This is a genomic window from Microbispora rosea (assembly GCF_044460045.1).
GTDB lineage: Bacteria > Actinomycetota > Actinomycetes > Streptosporangiales > Streptosporangiaceae > Microbispora > Microbispora rosea.
Map to the genome: position 1 here is coordinate 1,015,280 of NZ_JBITJO010000001.1, position 25,453 is coordinate 1,040,732.

The following is a 25,453-nucleotide window of genomic DNA, read 5'->3' on the forward strand; positions in this document are numbered from 1 at the left end:
GCGCATGCCGTGGCCGCTGCTGGTGCCCGCACTCGCGGGGCTGGCGTTCCTCGTCCTCCCACTGGCCGGGCTGCTGGTCCGCGCCCCGTGGGCGACCCTGCCGGGGCGGCTGGCCGAGCCGCGGGTGCTGGAGGCCCTGCGGCTCTCCCTGGTGACCGCGACCGTCGCGACGGCGGTCTGTCTGCTGCTCGGCGTGCCGCTCGCCTGGCTGCTGGCCCGTACGACCCTGCCGGGGAGGCGGCTGCTGCGCGCGCTGGTCACCGTGCCGCTCGTCCTGCCCCCGGTCGTCGGCGGCGTCGCGCTGCTGCTGGTGCTCGGCCGCCGCGGGCTCGCCGGGCAGTGGCTGTACGACGCCTTCGGCGTCTCCCTGCCCTTCACCACCACGGGAGTCGTCGTCGCGGAGGCGTTCGTCGCCATGCCGTTCCTCGTCATCGCCGTGGAGGGGGCGCTGCGCGCGGCCGACCAGCGCTACGAGGAGGCCGCGGCGACGCTGGGGGCCTCCCGCTGGACCGTCTTCCGCCGGGTCACCCTGCCCATGGTCGCCCCCGGCGTGGTGGCCGGCGCCGTCCTGTGCTGGGCCCGCGCGCTCGGCGAGTTCGGGGCGACCATCACCTTCGCCGGAAACTTCCCGGGCCGGACGCAGACCATGCCGCTGGCCGTCTACCTGGCGCTGGAGACCGATCCTGACGCCGCCATCGTGCTCAGCCTGGTGCTGCTCGCGGTCTCGGTGATCGTGCTGGCCGGGCTGCGCGACCGCTGGGTGGGCGCCACATGAGCGTGCGGGCCCACCTGGTCGTCGAACGTCCCGCCTTCCGCCTGGACGTCCGGATCGCCGCCGCGGCCGGTGAGGTGGTGGCGCTGCTCGGCCCCAACGGCGCGGGCAAGACGACCGCGCTGCGCGGCCTCGCCGGGCTCACCCCCCTGAGCGGCGGGCGCGTCGAGCTGGACGGCGCCGAGGTGCAGCGGCTGCCCCCGGAACGCCGCAGGGTCGGCGTGGTCTTCCAGGACTACCTGCTGTTCCCGCACCTGTCCGCCCTCGACAACGTCGCCTTCGGGCCGCGTTGTCAGGGGCTCGGCAAGGCCGCGGCCCGCCGGGTCGCCGCCGAGCTGCTCGACCGCGTCGGCCTCGCCGGTCATGCCCACGTCCGCCCCGGGCGTCTGTCCGGAGGCCAGGCGCAGCGGGTCGCCCTCGCCCGCGCCCTTGCCGTACGGCCCCGCCTGCTGCTGCTGGACGAGCCGCTGGCCGCCCTCGACGCCCACACCCGCCTGGAGATCCGCGCCGAACTGCGCCGTCACCTGGCCGGCTTCGACGGCGCGACCATCCTGGTCACCCACGACGCGCTCGACGCGATGGTCCTGGCCGACCGGCTCGTGGTGATCGAGAACGGCGCCGTCGTGCAGACCGGCACGCCGAGCGAGATCGCCCGCCACCCGCGTACGGACTACGTCGCCCGCCTCGTCGGCCTCAACCTCTACCGGGGGGAGGCCGACGGCCACCACGTCGTCGTGGGCGACGTGCGCTTCAGCAGCGTCGAACGCCTGACGGGGCCCGCCTTCGTCGCCTTCCCGCCGTCCGCCGTCGCCCTCTATCGGAGCCGCCCGGACGGCAGCCCCCGCAACCTGTGGCGGGCCGTCATCGACGGCATCGAACGACACGGGGACAACGTCCGCGTGCACCTCCACGGGCCGATCCCGCTGCTCGCCGACGTCACCCCGTCGGCCGCTGCCGACCTCGACCTCATCCCGGGCCAGGACGTCTGGGCCGCCGTCAAGGCCACCGAGACGCACGCCTACCCGGCCTGAACGGGCCCCGCCCTTACCGGCGGCCACGCGACGCCTTCCGCTCGGCACGGCGTGCCGCTGCTGCCGTACCACCCCCCGGTGGTCCTGGCGAAGCGGCGCGCGCACGCGCCCCCAGGGGTACGGAACGGTACATTGCGCGCATGTCCTCCACTTCGCGGCCGGACGATCGCCTCGCGTCCGTGTTCCGGTTCGCCACCGAGTTGGTCGCCTGGGTCGCGACCCCGTGGGCCCTCGCCTCGCGGTCCGTACCGCTGGCGGTGCTGTCGGTCGTGGTGCTGATCGGGCTGCCGACGCTGTTGTCCACCCCGGGGGACAAGCGGAACGTGATCGTCGCGGTGCCCGGGATGGTGACCATCGCGCTGGTCCTTGTGCAGCTCGTGGCGGCGATCGTGGCGGCGTGGGTCGCCTGGCCCGCGTTCGCCGCCGTGCCGGTGACCGTGCTGGCCGCGGTCACCGTGGTGCTCGAACTGCCCCGCTGGCGGTGGCTCGCCTCCCGGTGAGTGTGCTGCCTCGGGCTGGTCAGGCGCGCGGCGCGCGGTCGCGTCGTACGCGCAGGAAGACCGCGGCGAGGAGGACGCCCAGCAGGACGAGGGCGGCGTCGGCGGTGACGGCGGCCGTGACACCGTGCAGGACCGCCCCGGCCGACGCCACGCCCCCGGCCGCGGCGGTGGCGATCGCCGACATGATCGGGGTCCCCATGGTGATGCCGGCCTGCTGGGACATCGACGCCAGGCCGGTGGCCAGGCCCTGTTCGTGGTCGGGGAGGCCGGTGGTGGCGGTGACCATGAAGCCGACGATGACGAGCATGTTGCCCACGCCGCCCAGGAAGGTGGCGGGCAGCAGCAGCCCCATCGAGGCCGGCGTGTCTCCCAGGAAGATGAGGACGGCGGTGAAACCGGCCTGGAGCAGCCCGCCGCCGATCAGGACGGCCACCGTGGACGTACGGGCGATCGCCTTCGGGGCGAGCACGCCGCCGGTCACGGTTCCGGCTCCCAGGACTGCGAAGGAGAGCCCGGCGGCGAGGGCCGAGAAGCCGAGGGTCTTCTGCATGTAGAGGGTGAGCAGGTACACCAGGGACGTCTCAGTGGCGAAGGCGAGCAGCCCGAGCACGTTTCCCCAGGCCACGGTGCGTTTGCGCAGTACGCGAACCGGGACCAGGGGCTGGGCGGCCCCGCGTTCGACGAGATAGAAGACGACCAGCAGGACGGCCCCGGCCAGCAGGCCCGTCAGGGCGAGGGGCTCGGTCCAGCCGTGTTCGCCGGCCCGGGTCAGGCCGTAGACGACGCCGAGCAGCCCGAGGGTGACCGACAGCGCGCCGGGCAGATCGACCTTCGGGCGGGCGGCCGGGTGCGACTCGGCGATGACGGCGGGGGCGACGAGGAGCACGACCAGGGCGACGGGGACGTTGACGAAGAAGGCCCAGCGCCAGGACAGCAGGTCGGTGAGCACGCCGCCGAGGACGGCACCGGCGGTGAACCCGGCGGACATGAGCGCACCGTTGAGGCCCAGCGCCTTCTGACGCAGCGGGCCTTCGGGGAAGGACGTGGTGAGCAGGGCGAGACCGGCCGGGGTCGCGGCGGCGGTGGCGAGCCCCTGGGCGATACGGGCGACGATGAGGACCGCGGGGCTCGGGGCGAGCCCGCCGGCGAGCGAGGCCGCGCCCAGGAGTGCGAGGCCGCCGAGGAAGATGCGCTTGCGGCCGATCAGGTCGCCGATGCGGCCGAAGAAGAGGGTGAAGCCGGCCGCGCACAGAGCGAAAGCGGTCGAGATCCACTGCAGATTGGCCAGGGAGAATCCGAGGTCGTCGCCGATCGCGGGCAGCGCCACGTTCAGGATCGAGAAGTCGACGGCCAGCATGAACTGGGCGACCAGCAACACCGCGAGGATGACCTTCAAGCGGCCGGTCAGGCGCGGCGGTGGTGTCTCGTGAGCGGCGGACACGGCCGCCGGTGGACATTTCGTAGTGGACATGACAGGGATATCCCTTCGGACACGGAGGCGGTGCGTCGACTTAACGGGTCTGCCGTCCCGTTAAACTGAAGAGGACGCTAGCACCTCGTAACGCCTTAAGGGAACAGCGGTCCCGATAGTGGCCTCTGGGAAGGAGCCGTCATGGCAGCAACTCCACCGCCCGGTGCCGTCCGGCCAGGCGGACGTACGGCCCGCGTCCGGGAGGCCGTCCTCGAAGCCGCCGCCGATACCCTGGCCGAGAAGGGCTTCGACGGGCTCGACCTCGGCGAGATCGCGCGTATCGCGGGAGTCGGGAAGACCACCCTCTATCGCCGCTGGGGCACGCCCGGCGCGCTCGCGGCCGACCTCCTCCAGGACATGGCCGAACGATCCCTGCCCCGCTCGCGCAACGGCGACATCGACCAGGATCTGCGCGACAACGCTCACCTGGTGCTCAAGACCCTCACCGATCCCCGCCAGGGGCGGCTGTTCAAGGCGCTGATCGCCGCTTCGCTCTGCAACGAGCAGGCGGCGCAGGCGTTGCGCCGCTTCTACGCCGTACGCATCGACGAATGGGCCGGCTGCGTCACCGACGCGATCGAACGCGGCGAGCTGCCCCCCGGCACCGATCCGCGCCAGGTGATCGCCATGGTCTCCGCGCCCCTGTACTACGCCCTGCTCAACACCGGGGAACCTCTGGACGAGGCGGCGGCGGATCGGGCCGCGGTAGCCGCCCTCGCAGCGGCCCGCGCCGGCGCTTTCACCTGATGCCGCCTGCGACGGGCGACAGCCCGCCCTCGGGGCTGTGCCCACCGGCTGGCGCCCCGACGCCCTGTAGGCACGCCCGGCAGGCATAGCAAGGTACGGCGAGAACGGCGTCAGGCGTCGCCTTCGTAAAGGCGCCGCATTTGCGCTTCATACTGCTCGAACGGCTCCAGGCCCGCTGCGGCGCGCCGGTCGTCCAGTTGATCCGCGTCCTCTATCGGGTGTGGTTTGAGGCCGCCGCCATCGTTGAAGAACTGAGTTCCATATAGCTGAGGACGACCGGAATTCACGCGCACTCGATCCTCGAGGTATGCGAGGTGGGCGGGCTTCGCCTCGTTCCGGGCAACGGCGTCGGAAAGCGCCCGGTGAAATTCGCGCTGAATCTCGGGCGAGACGTCGGCGTGCTGGGCGAGTAGCCATGCCGCGAGCGCTCCGTCCTCTCCTACCTGGGACAACAGCGGCCAGCCGCGCATGACGACCACCGAACGCAGCCACGCCGTGTTGTCCCGATCGATGTTCCTCCACTGGGCCATGCGCTCCTGGTTCAGAGGCTCATCGGCCGGTTCGCGAATTTTCTGATCGACCTTCATGCGCTTCAGCAGTTCCGCCCGCAGTTCGTCGTCAGTCATGTTCCGACTTTACGATGCGGGCGGCTTCAGGTCAGCTTGAGAAAGCTGTGCAATCGATTTCGGAATGCACTGGAATGCCGTCGACCGGGTGCGGCTTTCGGCGCCCGCTCCCCGGCCCATTCCCCGCCTCGCCGCGATCGCCTCGTCCGCTGCGGAGCAAACGGGGGCCGGGGCGGTGCCCGATCGAGTGGTTGCGCGCAGCGCGCAACACAGGCCATCATCGAGGCATGATCTCCAACCGAAAGGGCGGCGACGCCCACGCGCGGTGACCGCGCTCATGCGGCGCTATGCCGCCGCCGAACCTGTGGCCGACGTCCGGAGCAAGAGCGCTCACGACCGGTGGCAGGAAGCAGTCAAGATCCGGCAGGAGTGGCTGGACCACGGTCTGTCCACACAGCCCGCCGACCGGCGGACCGTCGAACACAGCCTCACCGCCATCTACGCGAGGATCTCTCGCCCGAAGCCCCGGTTCGAATGGGTCGACTCGCCGTACAAAGCGATCCCGCTTGTCGCCGGTCTGCCCACTCTCGACCAGCTCTACGGGTGGATTCGGGATCCTCATCCGCGGGGGACACCGCCACTGGCCGGCGATCTGGCCATGATCGAGTCCCAGTTGCGCGGCGCACTCAGCGCCGGTGTCTCCCACAGCGACCCTGAGCTGTCCCCGGTGCGGAGGGGTAAACGGGGCGAGCCCTGGCCCGAACTGCCACCGCCGAAGGCGCTCGATGCCGGCGTTCCCCTGGGTGTGGTGCTGCACCAAGGCATCCGCACCGCACTGCACCGGAGCCTCGCACACGGGTTCCGCATCCCGATCCGTGGCACGCTCGCCGGCGGCGGGCCCCTGCCGGCGTGCTGGTACGGGCAGCAGGACGCCGCGTGGGTCGCCTACTACGACGCCCTGCACCGGCTCGGTCTGGCCTCCTACGGACCGGACGAACTCGAGCATCTCGGCCACTGGGCCGCACTGGTGCGCTCCTGCGGCTGGTGGTGGCCCGGCGAGGACGTGTGCGTCGTCGTGGATCGGCCCGAAGTGATCCGCACCGAACCAGTGCCGGGAACCTGGCACGACGAGGTCCGACTCCGCCGCGGTGGCGTCCGCTACCGCGACGGCTGGCATCCGCTGCTTGCCTGACCCACGGACGGGCCGGGACGAGACAGCCTGTCCCGTCCCGGCCCGCCCGGATCCACAGGTGCGGCGTGAGCAGAACAGGCTCACGGCCGGCATATGCGGTAGCCGCAGGCTGGTTCAGGCGTTGAGTACGGCCTGGAGGAAGTCGCGGGTGCGCTGCTGCGCCGGCTCGGTGAAGATCTGCTCGGGCGACCCCTCCTCGACGATCTGCCCCTGGTCGAGCATGAGGACCCGATGGGAGATGTCTCTGGCGAAGTTCATCTCGTGGGTGACGCACAACAGCGTCAGGTTGCCCTGGTGTGCGATGTCGCGCAGGAGGTTCTGCACGCCGGAGACGAGTTCGGGATCGAGTGCCGAGGTGACCTCGTCGAGCAGCAGCACCTCGGGTTCCATCGCGAGGGCCCGCGCGATGGCGACCCGCTGCTGCTGCCCGCCGGACAGCTGCGACGGGTGTGCGTGTGCCTTGCCGGCCAGGTCGACCATCTTCAGCAGCTCGCGGGCCTTCTCCTCCGCCTGCTCGCGCGGGACGCCGAGGGCGCGGACCGGGGCTTCGGTGATGTTGCGTAGGACGTTCATGTTCGGGAACAGGTTGAACTGCTGGAACACCATGCCGATCTTCTTACGGATCTGACGCAGGTGGCGCTCGTCTGCGGGCACCTGCCGGTCGCCGCGCCGCATGTGAGACAGGCACTGGCCGTCGACGTGGATGGTGCCGGAGGTGACCCGTTCGAGGGTCATCAGCAGGCGCAGGATCGTGGTCTTGCCCGACCCGCTCGGGCCGATCAGCGTGACGCGCTCGCCGCGTCCGACGTGGAAGTCCAGCTCACGCAGGACCGTCACGTCACCGAACCGCTTGCCGACCTTGTCGAACCGGATCATCAAGGGCTCCTCGGCCCGGGCGGACTGGGTTTCAGGTGTCAAGGCGGCGCTCCATACGGCGGATGAGGATCGACGCGGGGATCGCGATGAGGAGGAAGAACAGACCGGCGACGGTCATCGGTTCCACGTAGCGGAAGCGCTCGGAGCCGAGCTCGCGGGCGAGTCCGATGACGTCGACGACGGTGATGACGGACAGCTGCGGCGATTCTTTGAATATCGCGACGAGGTAGTTGCCCAGGGCGGGCAGTGACCGGCGTACGGCCTGCGGGAGGATGACGCTGATCCAGGTCCAGCGGCGCGGCAGGTTGAGGGCGATCGCCGCCTCCCACTGACCCTTCGGCACCCCGTCGATGCCCGCCCGGTACACCTCGGAGGTGTAGGAGGCGTAGTGCACGCCGAGCCCGATGATCCCGGTCGTCAGCGCGGTCATCCTGACCCCGAAGTCCGGCATCACGTAGTAGAGGACGAAAAGCTGCACCAGCAGCGGCGTGCTGCGGATGAACTCGCTGATCGCCCCCACCGGGCGGCTGATGTACGGCCGGCGCGAGCGGCGCAGCAGCGCCACGAAGAGCCCCAGGACGAAGGCGAGCACCGCCCCGCCGAGCGTTGCCTGGAGGGTGACGAGCAGACCCTGGGTCAGGAGACCCGGGAGGATTTCCAGCGTCCAGTCCCAGTCCCAGATCATCGGGCCGCCTCCGCTGCCCGCGCGGCCCGGCGCCGCGGCCTCTCGCGGCCCACCATTCGGGCGGCCCGCCTCTCGACGAACCTCATCAGCAACGTGATCAGGTACGAGAGCAGGAAGTAGATCGCCAGTAACAGCGCAAAGACGATCAGCTGGTCACTGCCGGAGTTGACGAGCAGCCGGCCCTCGTAGGCCAGGTCGGCCATGGTGATGGCGGACAGCAGCGACGTCGCCTTGAGCAGCTCGATGAGCAGGTTGTTCATCGGGGGGACCATCTCGACGAACGCCTGCGGCAGGACGACGTACCGCATCCGCTGGAACGGCGAGAAATTGAGCGCGACGGCGGCCTCACGCTGGCCGCGCGGCACGGCGCGGACCGCGCCCCGCACCACCTCCGAACCGTACGCGCCGAGGTTGAGCCCGAGCGCGAGGACGCCGGCGAAGATCTTGTCCAGCTGGAAGCCGGTGAGGAGGGGCATCGCGTAGAACAACCAGAACAGCTGCACCAGCACCGACGTGCCGCGGAAGAACTCCATGTAGACGCGGGCGACGGCCCGTACGCCCCGGTGGCGCGAGGTCGCCATCAGCCCCACGGGCAGGGCGATGGCGATGGCGAGCACGGAACCACCGATGGCGCTCTGCAGTGTGATGAGGGTCCCGTCGCACAGGAAGGGCATCGTCTCGCCCAGGGCGCCGGGCAGCTCCGCGCTGCACGGATTGATAGTGATCATGCTCGTGTCAGGAACCCGCGCACAGTTGTTGTGCGGTGAGCTTGGCGGCGTTGCCGACCTCGGTCTGGGTGAAGCCGAACTTCTCGATGATCGGCAGCACGCCCTTCGCGTCCTGCAGCTTCTTCAGCTCGGCGTTGAACGCCTGCAGGAGCGCGGTGTCGTTCTTGCGGAAGCCGTATCCGCCGGCGCCGACCTGCTCCTTGCCGCCGACGACCGGGACGAACGACTCGGTCACCTCCAGCGGCTCGTCCGCGTACTGCTGCTGGAGGGTCCAGCGCAGCGAGACGGCGGTCAGCGCGACGGCGTCCACCCGGCCGGCGAGGATGCCCTTGAACGCGGCGTTCTGGTTGGGGAAGACCTTGATCTGGTCGCCCTTGACGCCCCCGCTCTCCGCGTACCCCTTCTCGACGGCGCCTTCGAGCACACCGACCTTGGCGCCGCCCCCGGCGATGTCCTCGAAGCTCGTGATCTGCTTGGGGTTGCCCTTGGCCACCAGGAACGCGTTGGCCGCGGCGTAGTCGGGGTTGGAGAAGGCGATCTGCGCGCACCGCTCGGGGGTGATGAACATGCCGGCGGCGATGAAGTCGTACTGCCCGGACTGCAGCCCCGGAATCAGGGAGCCGAAGGAGTCGACGATCTGCGCCTCCAGCTTGTCCACGCCGAGCGCCTTGAAGATCACGCGGGCCACTTCAGGAGCCTCGCCGGTCAGGTTGCCGTCCTTGTCGCGGTAGCCGTACGGCTGCTCATTGGCGATGCCGACCTTGATCGTGCCCGCCTGCTTGAACCTGGCCAGCGGGTCGGCCTCCATGCTGGCGCCGGTACTGCCGCCGTTGTCGACGCGGCTGCAGCCGGCGATCAGGGCCGGGGCACCGGCGAGCGCCGCCACGGTCAGCCCCGAGCTCTTGAAGAAATCCCGACGTGTCCAGCGGTGGGCCGTCACGCTTCGCTCCCGTTCGTCCCGTTGTCGTCACCATGCTTGTCCACGCGAATCTTCAGCAACGGGCGGACCTTGCCGTTCCGCGCGTTCATCGGACCGGCGATGTGTTTCGCCAACATGGCCCTCGAACGTAGCGGAGTGCTTCACGTGCCCCTTCTGAGCGTTTCGAGGTGGAGGTGTTTGAGAGCTTGGGTGACCGGGTAGAGCGGGAAGTTTTCCGTTTCCTGAGCCGCTGGAGCGGCGTTTGCTCCTGTCGTGCTTCGTGTCACCAACCTTTGACCAGTGCAAACGTCCTCACTGCCGGCATGCGGGCGCCTTCTGTGAGAGCTTGCAGGGTCGTCACGGAAAGGTCGCGATCCGGGCACGGCGCGCTTCCACCTGCAAACAATCTTGTGATTTTGCTCGCGGGACATTGATGTCAACCTGTGACCTGGGCAAACCCCGAGATTCTGGCCCGCAGCGCCGCAGGGGAGGCCGTAACCAGGGGGTCAGTGATCACCCGGAGCCGTGCTGCTACGTGGCCGTGGCCATGTGCAGTCTCCGCGCCGTGCGGCCGGCGCGGTGGAGTCGCATCGGCGCCGTCGGGGCGTTGGCGTGACCAGGAAGTCGGCCTGAAATTTACAGCGGCGCCCATGACGGACCAGCGGTTCGAGCGCGTCGTCTCCCTTTCTGTTGACGCACTCCCGCCTCCTCTCTAGCGTGAGGCCTCCGTGGGTGTTGTTATCGCTAACACTGTGCACTAGTGAAATTTCGACCCAGCAATTCAGGTCTAGTGATGGGACATTTTCATGGCACTGAGCACGGCGTCCGATGGTTACTCATCAGGACCATCGTGGAGCGTCCGGTCGTTGCGCCAGTTGCTGATCGCCCTCGTGGTGACCGCGCTCGCCGCAGTGGCAGCCGTCGTCCCCGCGCCGTCGGCCAATGCCGCCACCAGCCAATTCCGAGGCATGAACTGGGCCGTGCTGGGTGACAACTTCAGCACCGGCACGCTCGTCCTGCAGGGCCTGAGCCAGTCCGACAGCAACGCGACAGTACGGGCCAAGGCCAACGCGCTCTACGACCACATGGAATACGTCATGGGGGTCAACACCGTCCGGCTGCCTATCAACACCCACACTGTGGCCAACACGACCTGGTGGAACTCCTACCGCGGCGCCATCGACGCCGCCACCGACCGTGGATTCAAGGTCATCCTGGCCTATTGGGAGGACGGCGCAGCCTCCGGCGGCAGGATCACCAACCTCGCCGCATGGAACGCGATGTGGTCCACCGTGACCAACACGTACGGCTCGAACGGCAACGTCTACTTCGAGCCGATGAACGAGCCGCACGGCTACTCATCGACGGAGTGGCGCAACGTAGCAGCGAACTGGCTCAGCACTCACACCTCGGCGGCGCCCGGCCGGGTGCTCATCGGCGGCACCGGCTTCAGCCAGGACCTCCGGGACATCTGCAACGACAGCCGCTTCAACTCGACGCTGCTGTCCTTCCACTACTACGCCTTCTTCTACAGCGCGATGACCTACGACGCCTTCCGGAGCCACATCCAGACGCTTCTGGGCAACTGCGCCTCCCGCGCGATCGCGACGGAATTCGGCGCGCCGATGTCCACCGGCCTCAACTACGCCGACCCGAACAGCACCGACAACTTCGTGCGCTACCTCCGCGCCATGGCCCAGGTCATGCGTGACAACCAGATGGGCGGCACCTACTGGCCCGCCCTCGGCGGCAAGCCGGGCAACATCGGCTACGACTGGTACTCGATGTACGCCCTCGGCGGCAGCGGCACCAACCTCACCTTGACCATCCGCAACCAATCCGGCGCCGATCGGGTCCGCTACGGCTGGGGCGACACCGTCCGCGACTCCACCCCTTCACCTTCGCCTTCGCCTTCGCAGCAGCCGGAGACGTTCTACAGGCTCAACGTGCGCCACAGCGGCAAGGCCATGGACGTCCTGCAGGCGAGCACCGACAACGGCGCGCGCGTCGACCAGTACACCTACGGCGGCAATCCCTGGCAGCAGTGGCAGTTCCAGGACGCCGGCAGCGGCTACTGGCGCATCGTCAGCCGCCACAGCGGGAAGTGTCTTGATGTGGTGAACGCTTCAACCGCCGACGGTGCCGAGCTCATCCAGTACACCTGTGGCACTGGCGCCAATCAGCAGTTCCAGATGGTCGCCAACGGTGGCTACTTCCAGCTCCGGGCACGACACAGCGGCAAATGCGTGGACGTACCGTCCGCATCGACGGCGGACGGCGTGATCCTCAAGCAGTATTCGTGCAACACCGGCGCCAACCAGCAGTGGTCGCGCACGGCCGTCTAACGGTCGTCTCGCCGTAACCGCGGATCCGCGGTCCCTCCCCGGTGCCGATCTCGTGCTGTGCGCTCGGTGCCGGGGATCCGGACAGCGGCGTTGTGTGGTCGGCCCGAGGTGCGGTGCGGTCCTGCCACCGGTCCGTCTCCCCGGGCCGCCGTCCCAAATCGACAAGACGCGATGGCCGCTCCAGGTAACGCCGCCGAGGGGTGAGCCGGCTGGCCGGCTGGGACGCACATGAACTACACGCTGCCACTCCTGCTCTGAATGAGAAGTAGTCGCTCAGCAACGCAGAAGGCCGGTTCTGATCTTCGGAACCGGCCTCTCAGCTGGTACTACACGGTCGGGATGGCGGGATTGAACGTTACGCTCGCGCGGTCGGGTCCGCTACACGTACACGCTGAACAGGCACATCCTGCCGACCTTCGGCCCCATGTGAATGGTCGACGTCCTTCCCGAGCACGCCAGGGCATGGATCGCGAAGCTGAAGGAGGACGGCGTCAAGGCGCCGGCCATCGAGTACGCCAAGGTCCTGCTCAGCGTCATCTTCACGACCGCGCTCAACGATCAGATGACGTACATCCACCCCGGCCGGGGTGTGAGAACGCCGACCGTTGCCGTGAAGCCCCGGACCGTGATCACGCCCGAACAGCCAGGCCGGCGTGTTCTTGGCCTATGCCACCCCGCGCGGGCGGGCATTGATCGATCGCCGCCTCTACCTGCCCGAGCATTCCTGGCGGGCCGACCAGGGCCGGTGCCATTCCGCCGGGGTGCCGGACGAGACCGCCTTCGCCACCAAACCCGCCCTGGCCGCGCAGATGATCGCCGCCGCGTTGGACACGGAAGGTCTGCCGCGCTCGACACCGAAAATCTGTGTTCGCGACAGTAGACATTTGTTGCTGTCGGGGCTAGTGTTTCTCGCATCGTAAGGAACGGTTCGGCCGGGCAGCGGAAGTACTGGCAACACGATGAACTGCCCGGAGCACGATGAAGTTGGAAGTTGATGGCAGCAGGTCGGACGTGACGGGCCAGCGCAGTGGTCAGGGGCCCTGATCGTGGATGCGCTGCCGCAGGTGAAGCCGGACAGTGGTCCGGAAAGAGATGAAGGGAGTGTTTGACGCCATCAGGATCGCCCGTTGCCGGCTGAGTCTCGCCGCTCGGGTACCGCAGCTCCACAGATAGGAAGGTGGTCTACGGTCACGCATCCGCGATCCCCGCACCCCCGCCGCTCAGTACGGCGGATGCGGAAAACAGTGAGCCGGCCAGATGGCCGGTAGATGGTGTTGAACTCTTCGGGGCCCCGGCGCTACAGGTGCCGGGGCCCCCTGTTCGCATGATGAAAGGAATCTATGGATCAAACGCACCCAGCCGGTGACGAGCGCGCTGCTGCCAGGACCACACACAGCACCGCGCACAGCGCCGAAGACCGGTTCGATGATGAGGACTACCCCGCCTACAGCATGGGCGCGGCCGCGGAGATGCTCGGGGTCAGCCCGTCGTTTCTACGGGCCCTCGGCGCCGCCAAACTGATCGAGCCGAAACGCTCCAGCGGCGGCCACCGACGCTACTCCCGCTACCAACTGCGACTGGCTGCGCGCGCCCGGGAACTCGTCGATCGGGGCACTCCTGTGGAAGCCGCCTGCCGGATCATCATCTTGGAAGACCAGCTCGCCGAGGCGCTGCGCATCAACGAATCCCGCACGACCGGAGACTGATACCGGCGGCTTTGTCACCCCTGCGCCTGGTCTCCAATCGCGTTACCGGCACGTGGGAGCTGTGCGCCTGGCCGCCGCAAGGGGCCAGGCCAATCCTCTCCGGGCGGTCATCCAACTGCTACCCGAATCGTCGGCCGTTGCGTCCCACCCGACGATTCACAACCGGTGCGGTGATGGTCACGGGGATCCCTGAGGGAGCCTGGGCGCCCGTGATACGTCTTAGTTCGGCCTCACCCGAACAGACCTGACTGGTCCGCGGGACGATACCGGCGTCGGCCATCAGGCGGCTCATGGCACGGCGCTGGTTGGGCAGGACGAGGGTGACGACGCTGCCGGACTCGCCGGCGCGGGCGGTGCGGCCGCCGCGGTGCAGGTAGTCCTTGTGGTCGCTTGGCGGGTCGACATTGACGACGAGGTCAAGGTTGTCGACGTGGATGCCGCGGGCTGCGACGTTGGTCGCCACCAGCACCGTGACGTGGCCGCTCTTGAACTGGGCGAGGGTGCGGGTTCGCTGGGGCTGGGACTTGCCCCCGTGCAGCGCGGCGGCGCGTACGCCGCTGTCCAGTAGCTTTTCGGTGAGCCGATCCACGGCGTGCTTGGTGTCCAAGAACATGATCACCCTGCCGTCGCGAGCAGCGATCTCCACAGTGGTGGCCTGCTTGTCGGCGCCTTGAATGTGCAGCACGTGGTGCTCCATCGTGGTGACCGCGCCCGCCGAGGGGTCAACCGAATGGACCACCGGGTCGGTCAGGTAGCGGCGTACCAGCAGGTCGACGTTACGGTCCAAAGTGGCGGAAAACAGCATCCGCTGGCCCCCGGGGCGCACCTGGTCGAGCAGATGGGTGATCTGCGGCATGAAGCCCATGTCGGCCATCTGGTCGGCCTCGTCCAGCACGGTGATGCCGACCTGATCGAGGCGGCAGTCGCCGCGCTCGATGAGATCCCTCAGCCGTCCCGGGGTCGCGACGACGACCTCGGCACCACCGCGCAGCGCTTGGGCCTGCCGGCCGATCGACATACCGCCGACGACGGTGGCCAGCCGCAGCTTCAGTGACCGGGCGTACGGGGCGAGCGCGTCGGTGACCTGTTGGGCCAGCTCCCGAGTGGGAACGAGGATCAGGGCCAGCGGCTGCCGCGATTCGGCGCGTTGCCCGGCGGTGCGGACGAGCAAGGCCAGGCCGAAGGCGAGCGTCTTGCCCGACCCGGTACGCCCCCGCCCCAGGACATCCCGGCCTGCCAGGGAGTTCGGCAGCGTGGCCGCCTGGATCGGGAACGGTTCCTTCATACCCAGGCTGGTAAGCATCTTCGTCAGCGCGGGCGGCATGTTCAGTTCAGCGAATGTCGCGGCTGCTGGCAGGGCCGGGGTGACGGTGACAGGCAGTGCGAACTCCCCCTGGAGCGTGGCGGGACGCCGCCCGTGACCACCGGAACGCCTGGGGGTGCCTGAACGATGCGGAACCGACGAGCCGGATCGGTCGCCCCTGCCGGGGTCGGCAGAGCCGCCCGTGCGGGTGGGGGAGTAGCGGTCGTGCTTGCGAGTTGCATGGTTCATACAGAACCTTCCTCGATGCGGCACGTGTCAAGGATTCTCGGCGCGATGAGCGGCGTAAGAATGGCGGCACGAGCCGAAGAAAAACGAGCCGAGCCGACGGAAAGCAGCCTGCACTCGTGTGTCGAAATTGTCGGCATCCGCCGAGAAGAACGGCGGCTGAGATACCGATCAGAGAGCTGGAGCGGACTTATGCCCGAACCGGAGCCATTAGTGGTCCATCCGGTGTGCGGCGGAAGAACAGACAGGTTGCGAGGCCGTCACGGCGCATCGGGTACCACGAAAGCAACGCGCTGGGGCCCACACCTTACGGCGCGGGCCCCAGCTGCGTGGTGCGTCAGTGTCAGGCGGCGACGATGTTCTCGGCCTGGGGGCCCTTCTGGCCCTGGGTGACATCGAAGGCCACCTTCTGACCCTCATGCAGCTCGCGGTAGCCGCCCTGAGAGATGATGTTGGAGTAGTGCGCGAAGACGTCGGCGCCGCCGCCGTCCTGCGCAATGAAGCCGAAGCCCTTTTCCGCGTTGAACCACTTCACGGTGCCAGAAGCCATGTTGATCTCCTCTTGATGGGTGTAGCCGAAATCCGCACTGTCACGAATTCCGCGTTGCCGCGATAGAGGCCCACCCGGAGAAGACCGGCAAACAAAAAAATGCACCTGAGGCTACATACCGTCAGGTGCACACAAGTTCATCATGGGTACCACAACTGCAACTACATACAACCTAGCACACCTGAGGCGTGATACGCGCCCCGCCGCTCTCCGCCTGGGCGAATCGCATCCGCGCGGCGCCCCACCCCCGCCCCGCATCTCGGCCTAGTGCTCCCGAAGCTGCGGCGAGGGGCAAAGCCAGGTTTGATCCTTTCCGTTCAGTCTGATGTGGTTTCAGGTGCCTCACCGGCGAATCCACTCGCACCTGGCGTGGCGCATAACCCGAAGCAAACGGAACACGCAGAATCAAACACCCTCTAAGGCGGTCGTACGGCCCCGGTGTAGTCACTTATCGTTCGTCCCGAAGCGATCAGGATCAGGGTGGCATCTCGGCCTTCATTGCGGCTGACCTGCGGGTTCAGTCCACGGTGATCCACCGATGTCCAGGGTTGTCCGCAGCCGTTGTCACTCAGTTCGTCACTCAATCCTGGGCCTGATCCGGGCCGGTATTGCGGCTCGTCGCGCCGCGGAGACCGGGATGGTACAACACCTCGATGTATCCGGTTGCGTACGACGTCCAGGATCAGGTCGCCCTTCTTGGGGATCAGCGGTACGCAACGGTGCCCGGGACCGTAGGCCCCATCAGGACGTGGGGCTGTGTAGAAGCTCTGGCAGAAATCGTCCCCGCACTCGCACCACTGGTAGAGACGGACATCCCACGCAACGATCGCAAGCTCGGTTTCGCCGGCCTCCTCAAGGCATGCGATCAGGTCCGCGATGAGTTCTGGGAAGAGCTCGCGGACCAAAGGGTGAGTCTCGTCCATGCGGTGACCGTATTCCTGCCGGTGCCCGCTGACGGCCATTGCCGGTTCTTCAACCTTGCGATCACTCTTCGATCTCGGTCCTTCCCCCCGCGTGGGCTCGGCGTGTTGATCAGGATCTCCCGCGCCTGGGTCGGCCGCTCGCCCGCCCGACCTGTCGGCGGACGTAGCCAGCCGAGGTTGCCCCGAAGGTCGTCTCACGGGAGGCTCTCGCCATGCGGAAACTGACCTTTGGCATGAACCTGAGCCTGGACGGCTACATCGCCGCGCCTGGGGGCGACCTCGGCTGGAGCGTGCCGAGCGACGAGCTGTTCCAGTGGTGGTCCGACCGGGTGGGGGCGACGGGCCTGGCGCTGTACGGGCGCAAACTGTGGGAGACGATGAGCTCCCACTGGCCGACCGCCGACCAGCAGCCTGGCGCCACACCGGCGCAGATCGAGTACGCCCGCCGCTGGCGGGACATGCCGAAGGTGGTGTTCTCCTCGACGACCAGCGCGGTCGACTGGAACGCCCGCCTGGTCACCGGCGACGCTGTCACCGAGATCACCCGGCTCAAGACCGAGGATGGCGGTCCCATGGACGTCGCCGGCGCCACCCTCGCCGCGGCGGCCATGCGGGCCGGGCTGATCGACGAGTACGCGATCGTCACCCACCCGGTCCTGGTGGGCGGCGGCACGCCGTTCTTCACGGCCCTGGACAACTGGGTGAACCTGAACCTGGTGGAGACCCGGACGTTTCCCGACGGCGTGCTCCTGACCCGGTACGAGACCAGGCGCTGAATACCCGACCTCGGATCGGCCCGGGCTCGGGCCACCCAAGGATCTCGGGACCGTCAGGGGGTCGCTCATCGGGACGGAGCGTGACGCGACAGACTGCATCACACCGTCGGCCTTGCACGGAGATCGGGAGTTTCCCGGTTTGATGTCAATGGGGAGGCATCACAGGTCCGTAAGCGCGGCAGAGACCGCCCGGTGGAAAGTGGGGTAGGCGTAGATCATTGACTTCAGTTTCGCGATCGGCACTTCCGCGTGGACCGCGAGTGCGAGCATCGAGAGAACCTCGCCTGCGTAGGGACCTACGGCGGTAGCACCGACCAAGGCCTGCCGTTGGGTGTCGGCGACCAGCTTGACGAAACCGGCCCTGGCACCCTCGCCATGGGTGAATCCGCGTGAGCCCAGGTCTGCATGAGCGGAGGCGACGGCTAAGCCCGAGGCCCGGGCTTGGTCTTCGGTGAGTCCGACAGCGGCGATTTCGGGGTCGGTGAAGGTGACACGAGGCACCACCGGAGATGTCGTTGTCTGGCCGGCGAGACCGAGAATCTGGCGGTGCACGATCTCCGAGTGGTGCATCGAGACGTGGGTGTAGGCGCCTTGCCCGGCCGCGTCTCCTATCAGCCAGAGCCGGTCGCCGATCGTGAGGTCGTCGCCGACCTGCACGGACTCGGGGGCCAGATTCAGCGTCTCCAGGCCGATGTCCTCGAGATTTGGCGTTCGTCCCGTCGCGAGTAGAAGTCGCTCGGCGTGGAGATGCGCACCGTCGCGCAGGCTGACGGTGAAGGCACCGTCGTAATCGACACGCATCGTGTGGCTGCCGAGCAGCACACGGATGCCGTCATTCTCAAGCGCCATGCGAAGTGCCTCAGAGGCCTCCGGCTCTTCGCGCTTCAGGAGGCGAGTGCCCGTTTCGACGATGGTCACGTCGGCGCCGAAACGCGCGATCGCCTGGGCGAGCTCGGCGGCCGTCGCCCCACCCCCGAGGACGATCAGACTTCGGGGGAGGGCAGGGGTTTGGACGGCGTCTCGGTTGGTCCAATAGGGAGTCGCTGCGAGACCGTCGATCGTAGATAGCGCAGGGCGAGTACCGGGGTTGAGGATGATTCCGGTGCGCGCCGAATACCGCGTCGTGCGGCCGTCTGGGTGCTCGACTTCCACCTGGTGAGGACCGGCTAGTCGGCCGTGCCCATGGAGCACCGTCGCGCCGGCCTGCTGCAGACGGATAACCGCGGCCGTGTCTGACCAGCCGTCGGTCGCTTCGGTGGAGATACGCTCCGCAACTCGGCGCCAGTCTGGTCTGACGTCGACATCTCCGGCGATCGCCTCGGCGCGCCTGGCCTCGGCGAGCGTCTCCGCGGCACGGAGCATGATCTTGGATGGGATGCAGCCGTAGTACGGGCACTCGCCGCCGACCAGGTGCTTCTCCACTGCCACCACATCCAGCCCCGCCCGAGCTGCCTGGGCTGTGAGCGACTCACCGCCGGGTCCGGTACCGATGACCACCAGGTCAACCGTGCGGAGGTCACCATCATGTGATGGCGGTCGAGGAATCGCGTTCAGGGAGGTCACTCGCAGCACCTGTTCAATCCATCGTCGGCGAGCCGTACGCCGGTGACGGGCCAACGTGCGCCAGGTGGGAAGAAGTTGCGGTACGAGGCGCGGGCGTGACCCGGCGGGGTGAGCGCACAGCCGCCTCGGAGCACCATCTGGCTCGACATGAACTTTCCGTTGTACTCGCCGATGGCCCCTACCCCGGGGTGGAATCCGGGGTAGGGGAGGTAGGAGGAGGCGGTCCATTCCCAGCAGTCGCCGAAGAGCTGGCGAAGTCGCCCGTTGGGTGCCCCGGCGGCCCGCGGGTGCCAGGTCTCCGTGTCGGCGAGGTTCGGCGCATACCCCGGCGTCGTGGTGTCCTCCTCGAGGCGGGCCGCATGCTCCCACTCCGCCTCGGTGGGCAGGCGCTTGCCGGCCCAGGTGGCATAGGCGTCGGCCTCGTAGTGGCTCACATGGCAGACCGGAAGGCAGGGGTCGACAGGGCGGGTGCCGGTCAAGGTGTGCTCGAACCAGACCCCCTCGCGCTCGGTCCAGTAGAACGGCGCGGCCCAGCCCTCGGCGTTGACCCTGCCCCACCCGTCGGAGAGCCACAGCTCCGGGCGGCGGTAGCCACCGTCCTCCATGAACTCCAGCCACTCGCCGTTGGTGACCAGCCGGTCGGCCAACCGGTAGGGGCCCAGCCACTGCTGGTGGCGGGGCAGCTCGTTGTCGAAGCTGAAGTCGCCGTCGCTGGAGGGGGCATGGCCGATCTCCACCAGGCCACCGTCGTACTCCACCCAACCCATCGGGCCCGCGTGGCCGGGTGTGGCGGCCCGGCCGGCGTAGACGGGCTGCAGCGGATTGAGGGACAGGACGTGCTTGATGTCCATGAGCAGCAGCTCCTGGTGCTGCTGCTCATGGTGGAAGCCGAGGTTGATCGTGGGCGCGAGCTTCGCCAACGCGTTCTCATCGAGGGAGCTCAGGAGGTCGCGCATGCGGTCGTCGACGTTGCCGCGGTAGACGCCCACGTCGTGCGCGCCCGGGCGGCTGATCACCCCGCGCATCGGGCGGGCATGACGTGGCCCGATCGCTTCGTAGTAGCTGTTGAACAGGAACCAGTACTGATCCTGGAAGGGCGCGAAGTCGGGTTCGTTCCCCGCGAGCAGGAAGGTCTCGAAGAACCAGGTGACGTGGGCGCGATGCCATTTCGTCGGCGAGACGTCGGGCATCGACTGGACCGTCTGGTCCTCCGGTGACAGCGGTGCGGCGAGGCGCTCGGTGTAGGCGCGCACCTCGTCGTACCGTCCGAGCAGTGAAGCGGGGTCAAGGGTGTCCGTCATTTGCCTGTCTCCGGGTTCAGGTGATGTGGTCCGTTTCAGTTCGGTGCACCTACCGGTGATCCCGTTTGCCGGGCATCCAGGGCGACCAAGAGGTCTCGGCAGGCCACTTCGGCCTGCCGACAAACATCGGCACAGATCGCGCAATGCACGTGGTGGGCTGCGTGGCGTTCGCACTCCTCGGCACACGCGATGACGGTGGTCAGGCAGGCGCTGACGACCGATCGGATCACCGTCAGGTCGTACGCTGTTTGTCGCGTCAACACCTTGACGGTCGCGTCACACATGTCGGCACAGTCGAGGTCGGTTCGGATGCACTTGACGAGCGCCGAGATGTCACTCTCAGCCATGCACGCATCACTGCAGGCTGTACACGCAAGGGAACACTTCAGGCAAGCGCTGATGCAACTGGTGAGGAGCTCTTGCCGCACCTCGATCGTCGAGCCCGGGTAGCTCTCCAACATCGCCGTAGCCACCGAAGTCATCTCGCTCTCGACTCTCCTTCCAAAGTCACGATCAGTGGGAGCACCCCTTCGACTTGTTCGCTCGTCTGTCTGTAGCGCCTCCCACACGAGGTCTTACGCGGCAGGGCATCGAGAAGATGGACGAGGGGTCGGGCCGCACGTAAGGGACGGGCATCCCGCGTCACTAAGCAGAGCGGGACACGACCAGGGTCTCCGCGCCTGGTTCGTCAACGGCGACACGGCAGCCGCTGATCGCCCTGCCGATTCGGGTGTCGTGCAGACAGGACGCCACCCGATGGCCCTGAGCTGTGTCGACAGCTGAGGGAGTGGGCGGTGTGTGACGGCCGTTGTCAACGCCCGACGTTCGCTCAGCCCGTTCAATGGTGACCAAGGATGCAGTCGCACATGACCCTCACTCGGATCGACATCGACCTCACCGAGCAGCAGCTACGAAAGACCTTGGTGGCAGACGCCTCCCGCGGACTGTTGGCGTCTGCGAAGGTATTGCCTCCGAAGTACTTCTACGATCAGCAAGGCAGTGAGCTGTTCGAGCGCATCACGCTCCTACCGGAGTACTACCCGACGCGGCTGGAGCGCAGGATCTTGTCGCAACGCGCCGATCAGATCGTTGCCACGGCTCCGAGGTTCACGTCGTTGGTGGAACTTGGTTCGGGGTCGTCATCGAAGACCCCTCTCCTCCTCGACGCGATGCAGCGTTTGAGCACGAACGTGAACTACGTGCCGGTCGACGTCAGCCTTCACGCTCTGGCTGGGGCCGTTGGGGATCTACGCGAGGCCTATCCGCTGCTCCCCATTCATGGAGTCGTGAGGGACTTCGAACAGCCGCTGGACACACTGCCCCAGCACGGGGACCGGCTGCTGGCCCTTCTCGGCAGCACGATCGGCAACCTGGACCCGGAGGGCCGGGCCATGTTCCTGAACAACGTGGCTGCCGCTTTGGCGCCCGGAGAGAGTCTCCTGCTCGGCGTCGACCTGGTGAAGGACAGAAGGCGACTCGTCGAGGCGTACGACGATGCGACTGGAACTACCCGCCTGTTCAATCTCAACATGCTCAACGTGCTCAACCGCCTCCTCGAGGCTGACTTTGAGCCTGCCCGATTCGATCACGTCGCGCTGTGGAACGAGGAGCACTCCTGGATCGAAATGAGGCTTCAGGCGCGGGAGGCAATGAAGGTCCGACTCGGCCTGTTGGGGACTACGGTCGCGTTCGAAGAGGGAGAACAGATCCGTACGGAGATCTCCACCAAGTTTGATCGCACAACCCTCGAGCGGGAGTTCGACAACGCGGGGTTCGCACTCGCGGACTGGTGGGCCGAGAGCGAGGGCACTGGCCAAAGTGACGCCGGCGGCGACTACGCCGTCGTGCTCGGCGTGCGGTCCTGACCCGTGCAGCGGGTTTTGACTCATCGAGCCCTTTAACCTCCTCCCGGCCGCCCCGGCATCAAGCTGGGTCCGATTCAGCACATGCGTAAAGGCTGAACCGGACCCAGCGGGCCTGACAGGTGGTTCGTACCGCCCGCGCCGGGATCCTTACCCGATGGCCGCCTTGGCGCCTGATCCCGGGTCGTCGCGTAGCTGGATGCTGACTGGCCTCTGGATCTCCGACGACCTGACGTGTAAGACCTGCCGCGAGCCTGTCACTCACTAGACGTACCCAGCAGGATCTGTGGTTCAGACGCCACCGGCGGCACGAGCCGCATCGCGAAGGAGTGAAGAAACATGGGTTCTTTCGAAGGTCGCAAACTGATCGCCATCGGCGGCAGCAGCGGTATGGGACGGCAGAGTGCTGAAGACGTCGTCGCGGCCGGCGGCTCGGCCGTCATCATCGGCCGCGACCAGGCCCGCGTGGACGACACCGTCACCACCTTGTCGAAGAACGGGGAGGCATGGGGCATCACTGCCGATCTCGCCAACCGCGACGACGTCAGGCGGGTCCAGGACATACTGGCGGCCGAGCACGCTGACGCCACCCTCCTGCTGAACGCGGCCGGCTTCTTCATCCCCAGGCCCTACCTCGACTACGAGGAGTCTCACTACGACTCCTACCTCGAACTCGCCAGGTCGGCCTTCTTCCTCACCCAGACCGTCACCCGGGGCATGATCAGTGCCGGCGGAGGCGCCATCGTCAACATCGGCTCGATGTGGGCCCACCAAGCCATCGCCGTAACTCCCTCGTCCGGTTACTCGATGGGCAAGGCGGCCCTCCACGCGCTCACCCACAACCTGGCCATGGAGCTCGCGGAGCACAAGATCCGCGTCAACGCCGTGGCGCCTGCCGTTGTCGCGACCCCCTTGTACGAGGGCTTCATCCCCAAGGACCAGCTCGAGACCGCGCTCGCCGGATTCAACGGCTTCCACCCGCTCGGCCGTGTGGGAACGCCCAAGGACATCGCCTCTGCGGTGACTTACCTGCTCTCTGACGATGCCGGCTGGGTCACCGGTGCGATCCTCAACGTCGACGGCGGCGTCATGGCGGGCCGGAATTAGGCATCGAAGAGATTCCCGGCCACGCGAGGTCCGGCACTGAGCAGCACGGACTCCTTGGCAGACAACAGGAGCAGGCAAACCTCACAGCGAGGAGCTAGGACCATGGCACAGACATATGAGCGCACGCCCGAGGCGGTCGAGCGACTGACGCCACGACAGCGGGCGGTCACCCAGGGCGACGCCACCGAGCCGCCCTTCGAAAACGAGTTCTGGGACTCAAAGGAACCGGGCATCTACGTCGATGTGGTCTCAGGCGAGCCGCTGTTCGCGTCGGTCCACAAGTTCGACAGTCACACGGGCTGGCCCAGTTTCACCATCCCGCTCGAGCCGGGCAACGTCGTAGAGCACAGCGACACCAGCTATGGGATGGTCCGGACAGAGCTTCGCTCGGCACACGGTGACAGCCACCTCGGCCATCTCTTCCCGGACGGCCCAGCCGATGCGGGTGGCATGCGCTACTGCATCAACTCCGCCTCGCTGCGATTCATCGCCGCCGAGGACCTCGAGACCGAAGGCTATGGCCAGTACGCGCACCTGTTCGACGCGGCTCCCGGCCCGGCGGCATCCGGGGGAGGTGTCGCATGACCACGTGCGGGGTGAACTACCAGCCCGAGACCGCGGTCCTCGCCGGCGGTTGCTTCTGGGGCATGCAGGACCTGCTGCGCAAGAAGGACGGGGTGTTGTCCACTCGAGTGGGCTACACCGGCGGCGAGAACGAGCACCCCACCTATTGGAACCATCCCGGCCATGCCGAAGCAGTCGAGATCGTCTACGACCCGCTGAAGGTCACCTACCGCGATCTGCTGGAGTTCTTCTTCCAGGTCCACGACCCGACGACCCTGAACAGGCAGGGCAACGACGTCGGGACGAGCTACCGCTCGGCGATCTTCTACCAGAACGAGCAACAGCGCGACATCGCCAACGCCACGATCAAAGACGTCGAGATCAGCGGTCTGTGGCCCGGCAAGGTCGTTACGGAGGTGACCCCTGCCGGGACGTTCTGGGAGGCGGAGCCTGAGCACCAGGACTACTTGATCAAGTATCCCGACGGCTACACGTGCCACTACGTCCGGCCTCAGTGGAAGCTGCCTCGCCAAGAACACGCCAGCTGATTGAAGTGCGGCTGGTGATGACCACCCGCCTCGGATGCCTCACCCCGAGATCGCTGCAATCGACATCACCGAAACGGCCAGGCCAGGAGCAGACCCCGCGACTCCAACAAGATGGGGACTGCTTCTCGTCGGCTGGGCACTCTGGCTAGGCTCATCGCCGGCGGTGCCACAGTTGCGGAGCTAGGGGTTGCGCCGTTGGCCGGGATCGTCGGTTCGGCGCTGCATGCGCTGGAGCCTGGCCTGAGGGCATCGCGCCGGCGTGGGCGATGACCAAGGTCATCACGGCTGCAGGTATCGCTCCCGACGAGATCGGTGTGTGGGAGGTCCACGAAGCGAGCGAAACGCTCGCTACGGCGTTCTCGGTGTGTGCGCGGGCTCGGGGCAGGGTGTGGCCATCTTGCTCGAGAACGACCAGGCGTGAACCGGGATCAGCGTTCGACGGGGCCCGGCTCGAGCGCGGAGGTGTCCAAGTCGCCCTTCCGCAGCCGAAAGACCTGAAGACGCAGGTCGTAGTACTTGTCCGTTTCTCCGACCCACTCCATCCCGATGCGGCGGGCGGCGCGGCTGCCCCGCTCGTTCTTGGGCCGTACGACGGCGAAGACCTCCTCCTCGCCGTTGCTGAACGCATAGTGGGCCAGGGCATGACCTGCCTCGGCCGCCAGCCCCCGACCCCACGCCCATGGAGCGAGCTGGTAGCCCAGCTCCAGGTCCTCGCCCTCCGGCGGCAGCGGAAGGATCTGCCCCGAGCCGGCGACGCGCCCGCTCTCGGTCTCCTCGATCACCCACCGGCCACTCGGGCGCCCTTCGGGTCGCGGAGGTGCGGCGATCCATCCGGTGATCAGCGCACGCATCTGGTCGAGGTCGTTGACGTGATCCATCGCCGGGGCCAGCCACCGGGAGACCTCCGAGCTGGCGCTTGGCGGTTGATGACATTACGCCGTATTGGACGAAGTCGACCATTTAGCCGCACCGGGTGATCTCGCAGCGAGCCGGAGACACCGGACGAAAGAGATGCGGCCTCCCGGACACTAATCGAAAGAGAGCCAGGGGCAGACATGACCTGGGCCGGCCGACAGCAAGGCCCGGAGCGGTCGAGCACTACCTCGGAAGTGAGGACGAGGCCGATGAGCGGCGGTGCCGCACACGTGGTGTCGAACGCCCCGCGAGATCGG

General features: G+C 67.5%; 25 protein-coding genes and 2 pseudogenes. 13 read left to right on the top strand and 14 right to left on the bottom strand.

The window, feature by feature from the left end; translation table 11 throughout:
- Positions 1–4: 4 nt before the first annotated feature.
- The 3 genes from modB to ACIBK1_RS04885 all read left to right on the top strand — a co-directional run bounded on the left by modB (position 5) and on the right by ACIBK1_RS04885 (position 2,303).
- Entirely contained in the window at positions 5–775 is a 771-nt protein-coding gene (modB, locus tag ACIBK1_RS04875) for a molybdate ABC transporter permease subunit (protein ID WP_081903500.1), read from the top strand.
- Positions 772–1,803 carry an ABC transporter ATP-binding protein gene (locus ACIBK1_RS04880; RefSeq protein ID WP_396732376.1) on the top strand — a complete coding sequence of 344 codons (1,032 nt, stop codon included), beginning with the start codon at positions 772–774 and terminating at the stop codon, positions 1,801–1,803. The genes modB and ACIBK1_RS04880 overlap by 4 nt, the downstream gene beginning before the upstream one ends.
- Before the next feature lie 140 nt (positions 1,804–1,943).
- Positions 1,944–2,303, top strand: coding sequence for a hypothetical protein (locus tag ACIBK1_RS04885; RefSeq protein ID WP_357314863.1), 360 nt, complete (start codon positions 1,944–1,946; stop codon positions 2,301–2,303).
- Between the two features lie 19 nt (positions 2,304–2,322).
- On the opposite strand, the gene ACIBK1_RS04890 is transcribed toward ACIBK1_RS04885, so the two are convergent.
- Positions 2,323–3,774 (bottom strand): MFS transporter, encoded by a 1,452-nt coding sequence (locus ACIBK1_RS04890; protein WP_396732379.1) that lies wholly within the window; start codon positions 3,772–3,774, stop codon positions 2,323–2,325.
- Positions 3,775–3,915: 141 nt separating this feature from the next.
- Here ACIBK1_RS04890 and ACIBK1_RS04895 point away from each other — a divergent pair, with 141 nt between their 5' ends.
- Positions 3,916–4,521, top strand: coding sequence for a TetR/AcrR family transcriptional regulator (locus ACIBK1_RS04895; protein ID WP_396732383.1), 606 nt, complete (start codon positions 3,916–3,918; stop codon positions 4,519–4,521).
- A 110-nt stretch (positions 4,522–4,631) separates the two neighbouring features.
- On the opposite strand, the gene ACIBK1_RS04900 is transcribed toward ACIBK1_RS04895, so the two are convergent.
- Entirely contained in the window at positions 4,632–5,147 is a 516-nt protein-coding gene (locus tag ACIBK1_RS04900) for a DUF6624 domain-containing protein (protein ID WP_396732386.1), read from the bottom strand.
- Between the two features lie 277 nt (positions 5,148–5,424).
- On the opposite strand from ACIBK1_RS04900, the gene ACIBK1_RS04905 reads away from it, so the two are divergent.
- Positions 5,425–6,279 carry a DUF6745 domain-containing protein gene (locus tag ACIBK1_RS04905; RefSeq protein WP_051761669.1) on the top strand — a complete coding sequence of 285 codons (855 nt, stop codon included), beginning with the start codon at positions 5,425–5,427 and terminating at the stop codon, positions 6,277–6,279.
- Between the two features lie 114 nt (positions 6,280–6,393).
- On the opposite strand, the gene ehuA is transcribed toward ACIBK1_RS04905, so the two are convergent.
- From ehuA to ehuB, 4 genes are read right to left on the bottom strand one after another with little or no spacing between them, the layout of a single operon-like run.
- Entirely contained in the window at positions 6,394–7,155 is a 762-nt protein-coding gene (ehuA, locus tag ACIBK1_RS04910) for an ectoine/hydroxyectoine ABC transporter ATP-binding protein EhuA (RefSeq protein WP_396732389.1), read from the bottom strand.
- A gap of 31 nt (positions 7,156–7,186) precedes the next feature.
- A complete protein-coding gene (gene ehuD, locus ACIBK1_RS04915; RefSeq protein ID WP_396732392.1) occupies positions 7,187–7,840 on the bottom strand; it encodes an ectoine/hydroxyectoine ABC transporter permease subunit EhuD in 654 nt (217 codons plus the stop codon).
- Positions 7,837–8,568 carry an ectoine/hydroxyectoine ABC transporter permease subunit EhuC gene (ehuC, locus tag ACIBK1_RS04920; RefSeq protein WP_396732395.1) on the bottom strand — a complete coding sequence of 244 codons (732 nt, stop codon included), beginning with the start codon at positions 8,566–8,568 and terminating at the stop codon, positions 7,837–7,839. Before ehuC ends, ehuD begins: the two co-directional genes overlap by 4 nt.
- A gap of 7 nt (positions 8,569–8,575) precedes the next feature.
- Positions 8,576–9,508, bottom strand: coding sequence for an ectoine/hydroxyectoine ABC transporter substrate-binding protein EhuB (gene ehuB, locus ACIBK1_RS04925; RefSeq protein ID WP_396732398.1), 933 nt, complete (start codon positions 9,506–9,508; stop codon positions 8,576–8,578).
- A gap of 845 nt (positions 9,509–10,353) precedes the next feature.
- Here ehuB and ACIBK1_RS04930 point away from each other — a divergent pair.
- On the top strand, positions 10,354–11,832 hold the full coding sequence (locus ACIBK1_RS04930; protein WP_396732401.1) for an RICIN domain-containing protein: 1,479 nt from the start codon (positions 10,354–10,356) through the stop codon (positions 11,830–11,832).
- A gap of 378 nt (positions 11,833–12,210) precedes the next feature.
- On the opposite strand, the gene ACIBK1_RS04935 is transcribed toward ACIBK1_RS04930, so the two are convergent.
- On the bottom strand, positions 12,211–12,387 hold the full coding sequence (locus ACIBK1_RS04935; protein WP_156080891.1) for a hypothetical protein: 177 nt from the start codon (positions 12,385–12,387) through the stop codon (positions 12,211–12,213).
- An 83-nt stretch (positions 12,388–12,470) separates the two neighbouring features.
- On the opposite strand from ACIBK1_RS04935, the pseudogene ACIBK1_RS04940 reads away from it, so the two are divergent.
- Both ACIBK1_RS04940 and ACIBK1_RS04945 read left to right on the top strand, forming a co-directional pair.
- A pseudogene (locus tag ACIBK1_RS04940) lies at positions 12,471–12,665 on the top strand (transposase); the annotation flags it as partial.
- Between the two features lie 618 nt (positions 12,666–13,283).
- Positions 13,284–13,538, top strand: a complete 255-nt coding sequence (locus ACIBK1_RS04945) for a helix-turn-helix domain-containing protein (RefSeq protein WP_051761670.1) — start codon at positions 13,284–13,286, stop codon at positions 13,536–13,538.
- Positions 13,539–13,656: 118 nt separating this feature from the next.
- Here ACIBK1_RS04945 and ACIBK1_RS04950 read toward each other — a convergent pair whose 3' ends face one another.
- The 3 genes from ACIBK1_RS04950 to ACIBK1_RS04960 all read right to left on the bottom strand — a co-directional run bounded on the left by ACIBK1_RS04950 (position 13,657) and on the right by ACIBK1_RS04960 (position 16,560).
- Positions 13,657–15,090 (bottom strand): DEAD/DEAH box helicase, encoded by a 1,434-nt coding sequence (locus tag ACIBK1_RS04950; protein ID WP_081903502.1) that lies wholly within the window; start codon positions 15,088–15,090, stop codon positions 13,657–13,659.
- A gap of 340 nt (positions 15,091–15,430) precedes the next feature.
- Positions 15,431–15,637, bottom strand: coding sequence for a cold-shock protein (locus tag ACIBK1_RS04955; RefSeq protein ID WP_030507808.1), 207 nt, complete (start codon positions 15,635–15,637; stop codon positions 15,431–15,433).
- Between the two features lie 416 nt (positions 15,638–16,053).
- Positions 16,054–16,560: a hypothetical protein gene (locus ACIBK1_RS04960; protein WP_396732405.1), complete on the bottom strand. Its 507-nt coding sequence runs from the start codon at positions 16,558–16,560 to the stop codon at positions 16,054–16,056.
- A 212-nt stretch (positions 16,561–16,772) separates the two neighbouring features.
- Between ACIBK1_RS04960 and ACIBK1_RS04965 the strand changes: the two genes are divergently transcribed.
- Positions 16,773–17,336 carry a dihydrofolate reductase family protein gene (locus ACIBK1_RS04965; RefSeq protein WP_030507809.1) on the top strand — a complete coding sequence of 188 codons (564 nt, stop codon included), beginning with the start codon at positions 16,773–16,775 and terminating at the stop codon, positions 17,334–17,336.
- Between the two features lie 159 nt (positions 17,337–17,495).
- On the opposite strand, the gene ACIBK1_RS04970 is transcribed toward ACIBK1_RS04965, so the two are convergent.
- The 3 genes from ACIBK1_RS04970 to ACIBK1_RS04980 are packed head-to-tail and all read right to left on the bottom strand — an operon-like array spanning position 17,496 to position 20,547.
- A complete protein-coding gene (locus ACIBK1_RS04970) occupies positions 17,496–18,899 on the bottom strand; it encodes a dihydrolipoyl dehydrogenase family protein (RefSeq protein ID WP_231513867.1) in 1,404 nt (467 codons plus the stop codon).
- Positions 18,896–20,200 carry an ergothioneine biosynthesis protein EgtB gene (egtB, locus tag ACIBK1_RS04975; RefSeq protein ID WP_030507811.1) on the bottom strand — a complete coding sequence of 435 codons (1,305 nt, stop codon included), beginning with the start codon at positions 20,198–20,200 and terminating at the stop codon, positions 18,896–18,898. The genes ACIBK1_RS04970 and egtB overlap by 4 nt, the downstream gene beginning before the upstream one ends.
- A 35-nt stretch (positions 20,201–20,235) precedes the next feature.
- Positions 20,236–20,547: a four-helix bundle copper-binding protein gene (locus ACIBK1_RS04980; RefSeq protein WP_231513868.1), complete on the bottom strand. Its 312-nt coding sequence runs from the start codon at positions 20,545–20,547 to the stop codon at positions 20,236–20,238.
- Between the two features lie 519 nt (positions 20,548–21,066).
- Between ACIBK1_RS04980 and egtD the strand changes: the two genes are divergently transcribed.
- The 4 genes from egtD (at position 21,067) to msrA (ending at position 24,281) form a co-directional block, all read left to right on the top strand.
- Positions 21,067–22,065, top strand: coding sequence for an L-histidine N(alpha)-methyltransferase (gene egtD / locus ACIBK1_RS04985; protein ID WP_036406302.1), 999 nt, complete (start codon positions 21,067–21,069; stop codon positions 22,063–22,065).
- 336 nt (positions 22,066–22,401) lie between these two features.
- Positions 22,402–23,169 carry an SDR family NAD(P)-dependent oxidoreductase gene (locus tag ACIBK1_RS04990; RefSeq protein ID WP_030507814.1) on the top strand — a complete coding sequence of 256 codons (768 nt, stop codon included), beginning with the start codon at positions 22,402–22,404 and terminating at the stop codon, positions 23,167–23,169.
- 102 nt (positions 23,170–23,271) lie between these two features.
- Positions 23,272–23,754: a peptide-methionine (R)-S-oxide reductase MsrB gene (gene msrB, locus ACIBK1_RS04995; RefSeq protein ID WP_357312749.1), complete on the top strand. Its 483-nt coding sequence runs from the start codon at positions 23,272–23,274 to the stop codon at positions 23,752–23,754.
- The gene (gene msrA / locus ACIBK1_RS05000; RefSeq protein WP_030507816.1) at positions 23,751–24,281 is read left to right on the top strand and encodes a peptide-methionine (S)-S-oxide reductase MsrA; all 531 of its coding nucleotides are present in this window, start codon (positions 23,751–23,753) and stop codon (positions 24,279–24,281) included. Before msrB ends, msrA begins: the two co-directional genes overlap by 4 nt.
- Positions 24,282–24,709: 428 nt before the next feature.
- Here msrA and ACIBK1_RS05005 read toward each other — a convergent pair.
- Positions 24,710–25,177 (bottom strand): annotated as a pseudogene (locus ACIBK1_RS05005) (GNAT family N-acetyltransferase); the annotation flags it as partial.
- Positions 25,178–25,453 lie beyond the last annotated feature (276 nt).

What these genes read in the sequence shown, in the direction of transcription:
- ACIBK1_RS04945 (WP_051761670.1), top strand. Translation starts at nt 13,284, where the DNA reads ATGGGCGCGGCCGCGGAGATGCTCGGGGTCAGCCCGTCGTTTCTACGG.
- ACIBK1_RS04960 (WP_396732405.1), bottom strand. Translation starts at nt 16,560, where the DNA reads ATGGACGAGACTCACCCTTTGGTCCGCGAGCTCTTCCCAGAACTCATC.
- ACIBK1_RS04885 (WP_357314863.1), top strand. Translation starts at nt 1,944, where the DNA reads ATGTCCTCCACTTCGCGGCCGGACGATCGCCTCGCGTCCGTGTTCCGG.
- ACIBK1_RS04880 (WP_396732376.1), top strand. Translation starts at nt 772, where the DNA reads ATGAGCGTGCGGGCCCACCTGGTCGTCGAACGTCCCGCCTTCCGCCTG.
- ACIBK1_RS04890 (WP_396732379.1), bottom strand. Translation starts at nt 3,774, where the DNA reads ATGTCCACTACGAAATGTCCACCGGCGGCCGTGTCCGCCGCTCACGAG.
- ehuD (WP_396732392.1), bottom strand. Translation starts at nt 7,840, where the DNA reads ATGATCTGGGACTGGGACTGGACGCTGGAAATCCTCCCGGGTCTCCTG.
- ACIBK1_RS04950 (WP_081903502.1), bottom strand. Translation starts at nt 15,090, where the DNA reads ATGAACCATGCAACTCGCAAGCACGACCGCTACTCCCCCACCCGCACG.
- ACIBK1_RS04895 (WP_396732383.1), top strand. Translation starts at nt 3,916, where the DNA reads ATGGCAGCAACTCCACCGCCCGGTGCCGTCCGGCCAGGCGGACGTACG.
- msrA (WP_030507816.1), top strand. Translation starts at nt 23,751, where the DNA reads ATGACCACGTGCGGGGTGAACTACCAGCCCGAGACCGCGGTCCTCGCC.
- ACIBK1_RS04990 (WP_030507814.1), top strand. Translation starts at nt 22,402, where the DNA reads ATGGGTTCTTTCGAAGGTCGCAAACTGATCGCCATCGGCGGCAGCAGC.
- ACIBK1_RS04955 (WP_030507808.1), bottom strand. Translation starts at nt 15,637, where the DNA reads ATGGCTTCTGGCACCGTGAAGTGGTTCAACGCGGAAAAGGGCTTCGGC.
- egtD (WP_036406302.1), top strand. Translation starts at nt 21,067, where the DNA reads ATGACCCTCACTCGGATCGACATCGACCTCACCGAGCAGCAGCTACGA.
- ehuC (WP_396732395.1), bottom strand. Translation starts at nt 8,568, where the DNA reads ATGATCACTATCAATCCGTGCAGCGCGGAGCTGCCCGGCGCCCTGGGC.
- msrB (WP_357312749.1), top strand. Translation starts at nt 23,272, where the DNA reads ATGGCACAGACATATGAGCGCACGCCCGAGGCGGTCGAGCGACTGACG.
- modB (WP_081903500.1), top strand. Translation starts at nt 5, where the DNA reads ATGCCGTGGCCGCTGCTGGTGCCCGCACTCGCGGGGCTGGCGTTCCTC.
- ACIBK1_RS04900 (WP_396732386.1), bottom strand. Translation starts at nt 5,147, where the DNA reads ATGACTGACGACGAACTGCGGGCGGAACTGCTGAAGCGCATGAAGGTC.
- ACIBK1_RS04965 (WP_030507809.1), top strand. Translation starts at nt 16,773, where the DNA reads ATGCGGAAACTGACCTTTGGCATGAACCTGAGCCTGGACGGCTACATC.
- egtB (WP_030507811.1), bottom strand. Translation starts at nt 20,200, where the DNA reads ATGACGGACACCCTTGACCCCGCTTCACTGCTCGGACGGTACGACGAG.
- ACIBK1_RS04905 (WP_051761669.1), top strand. Translation starts at nt 5,425, where the DNA reads ATGCGGCGCTATGCCGCCGCCGAACCTGTGGCCGACGTCCGGAGCAAG.
- ACIBK1_RS04980 (WP_231513868.1), bottom strand. Translation starts at nt 20,547, where the DNA reads ATGGCTGAGAGTGACATCTCGGCGCTCGTCAAGTGCATCCGAACCGAC.
- ehuA (WP_396732389.1), bottom strand. Translation starts at nt 7,155, where the DNA reads ATGATCCGGTTCGACAAGGTCGGCAAGCGGTTCGGTGACGTGACGGTC.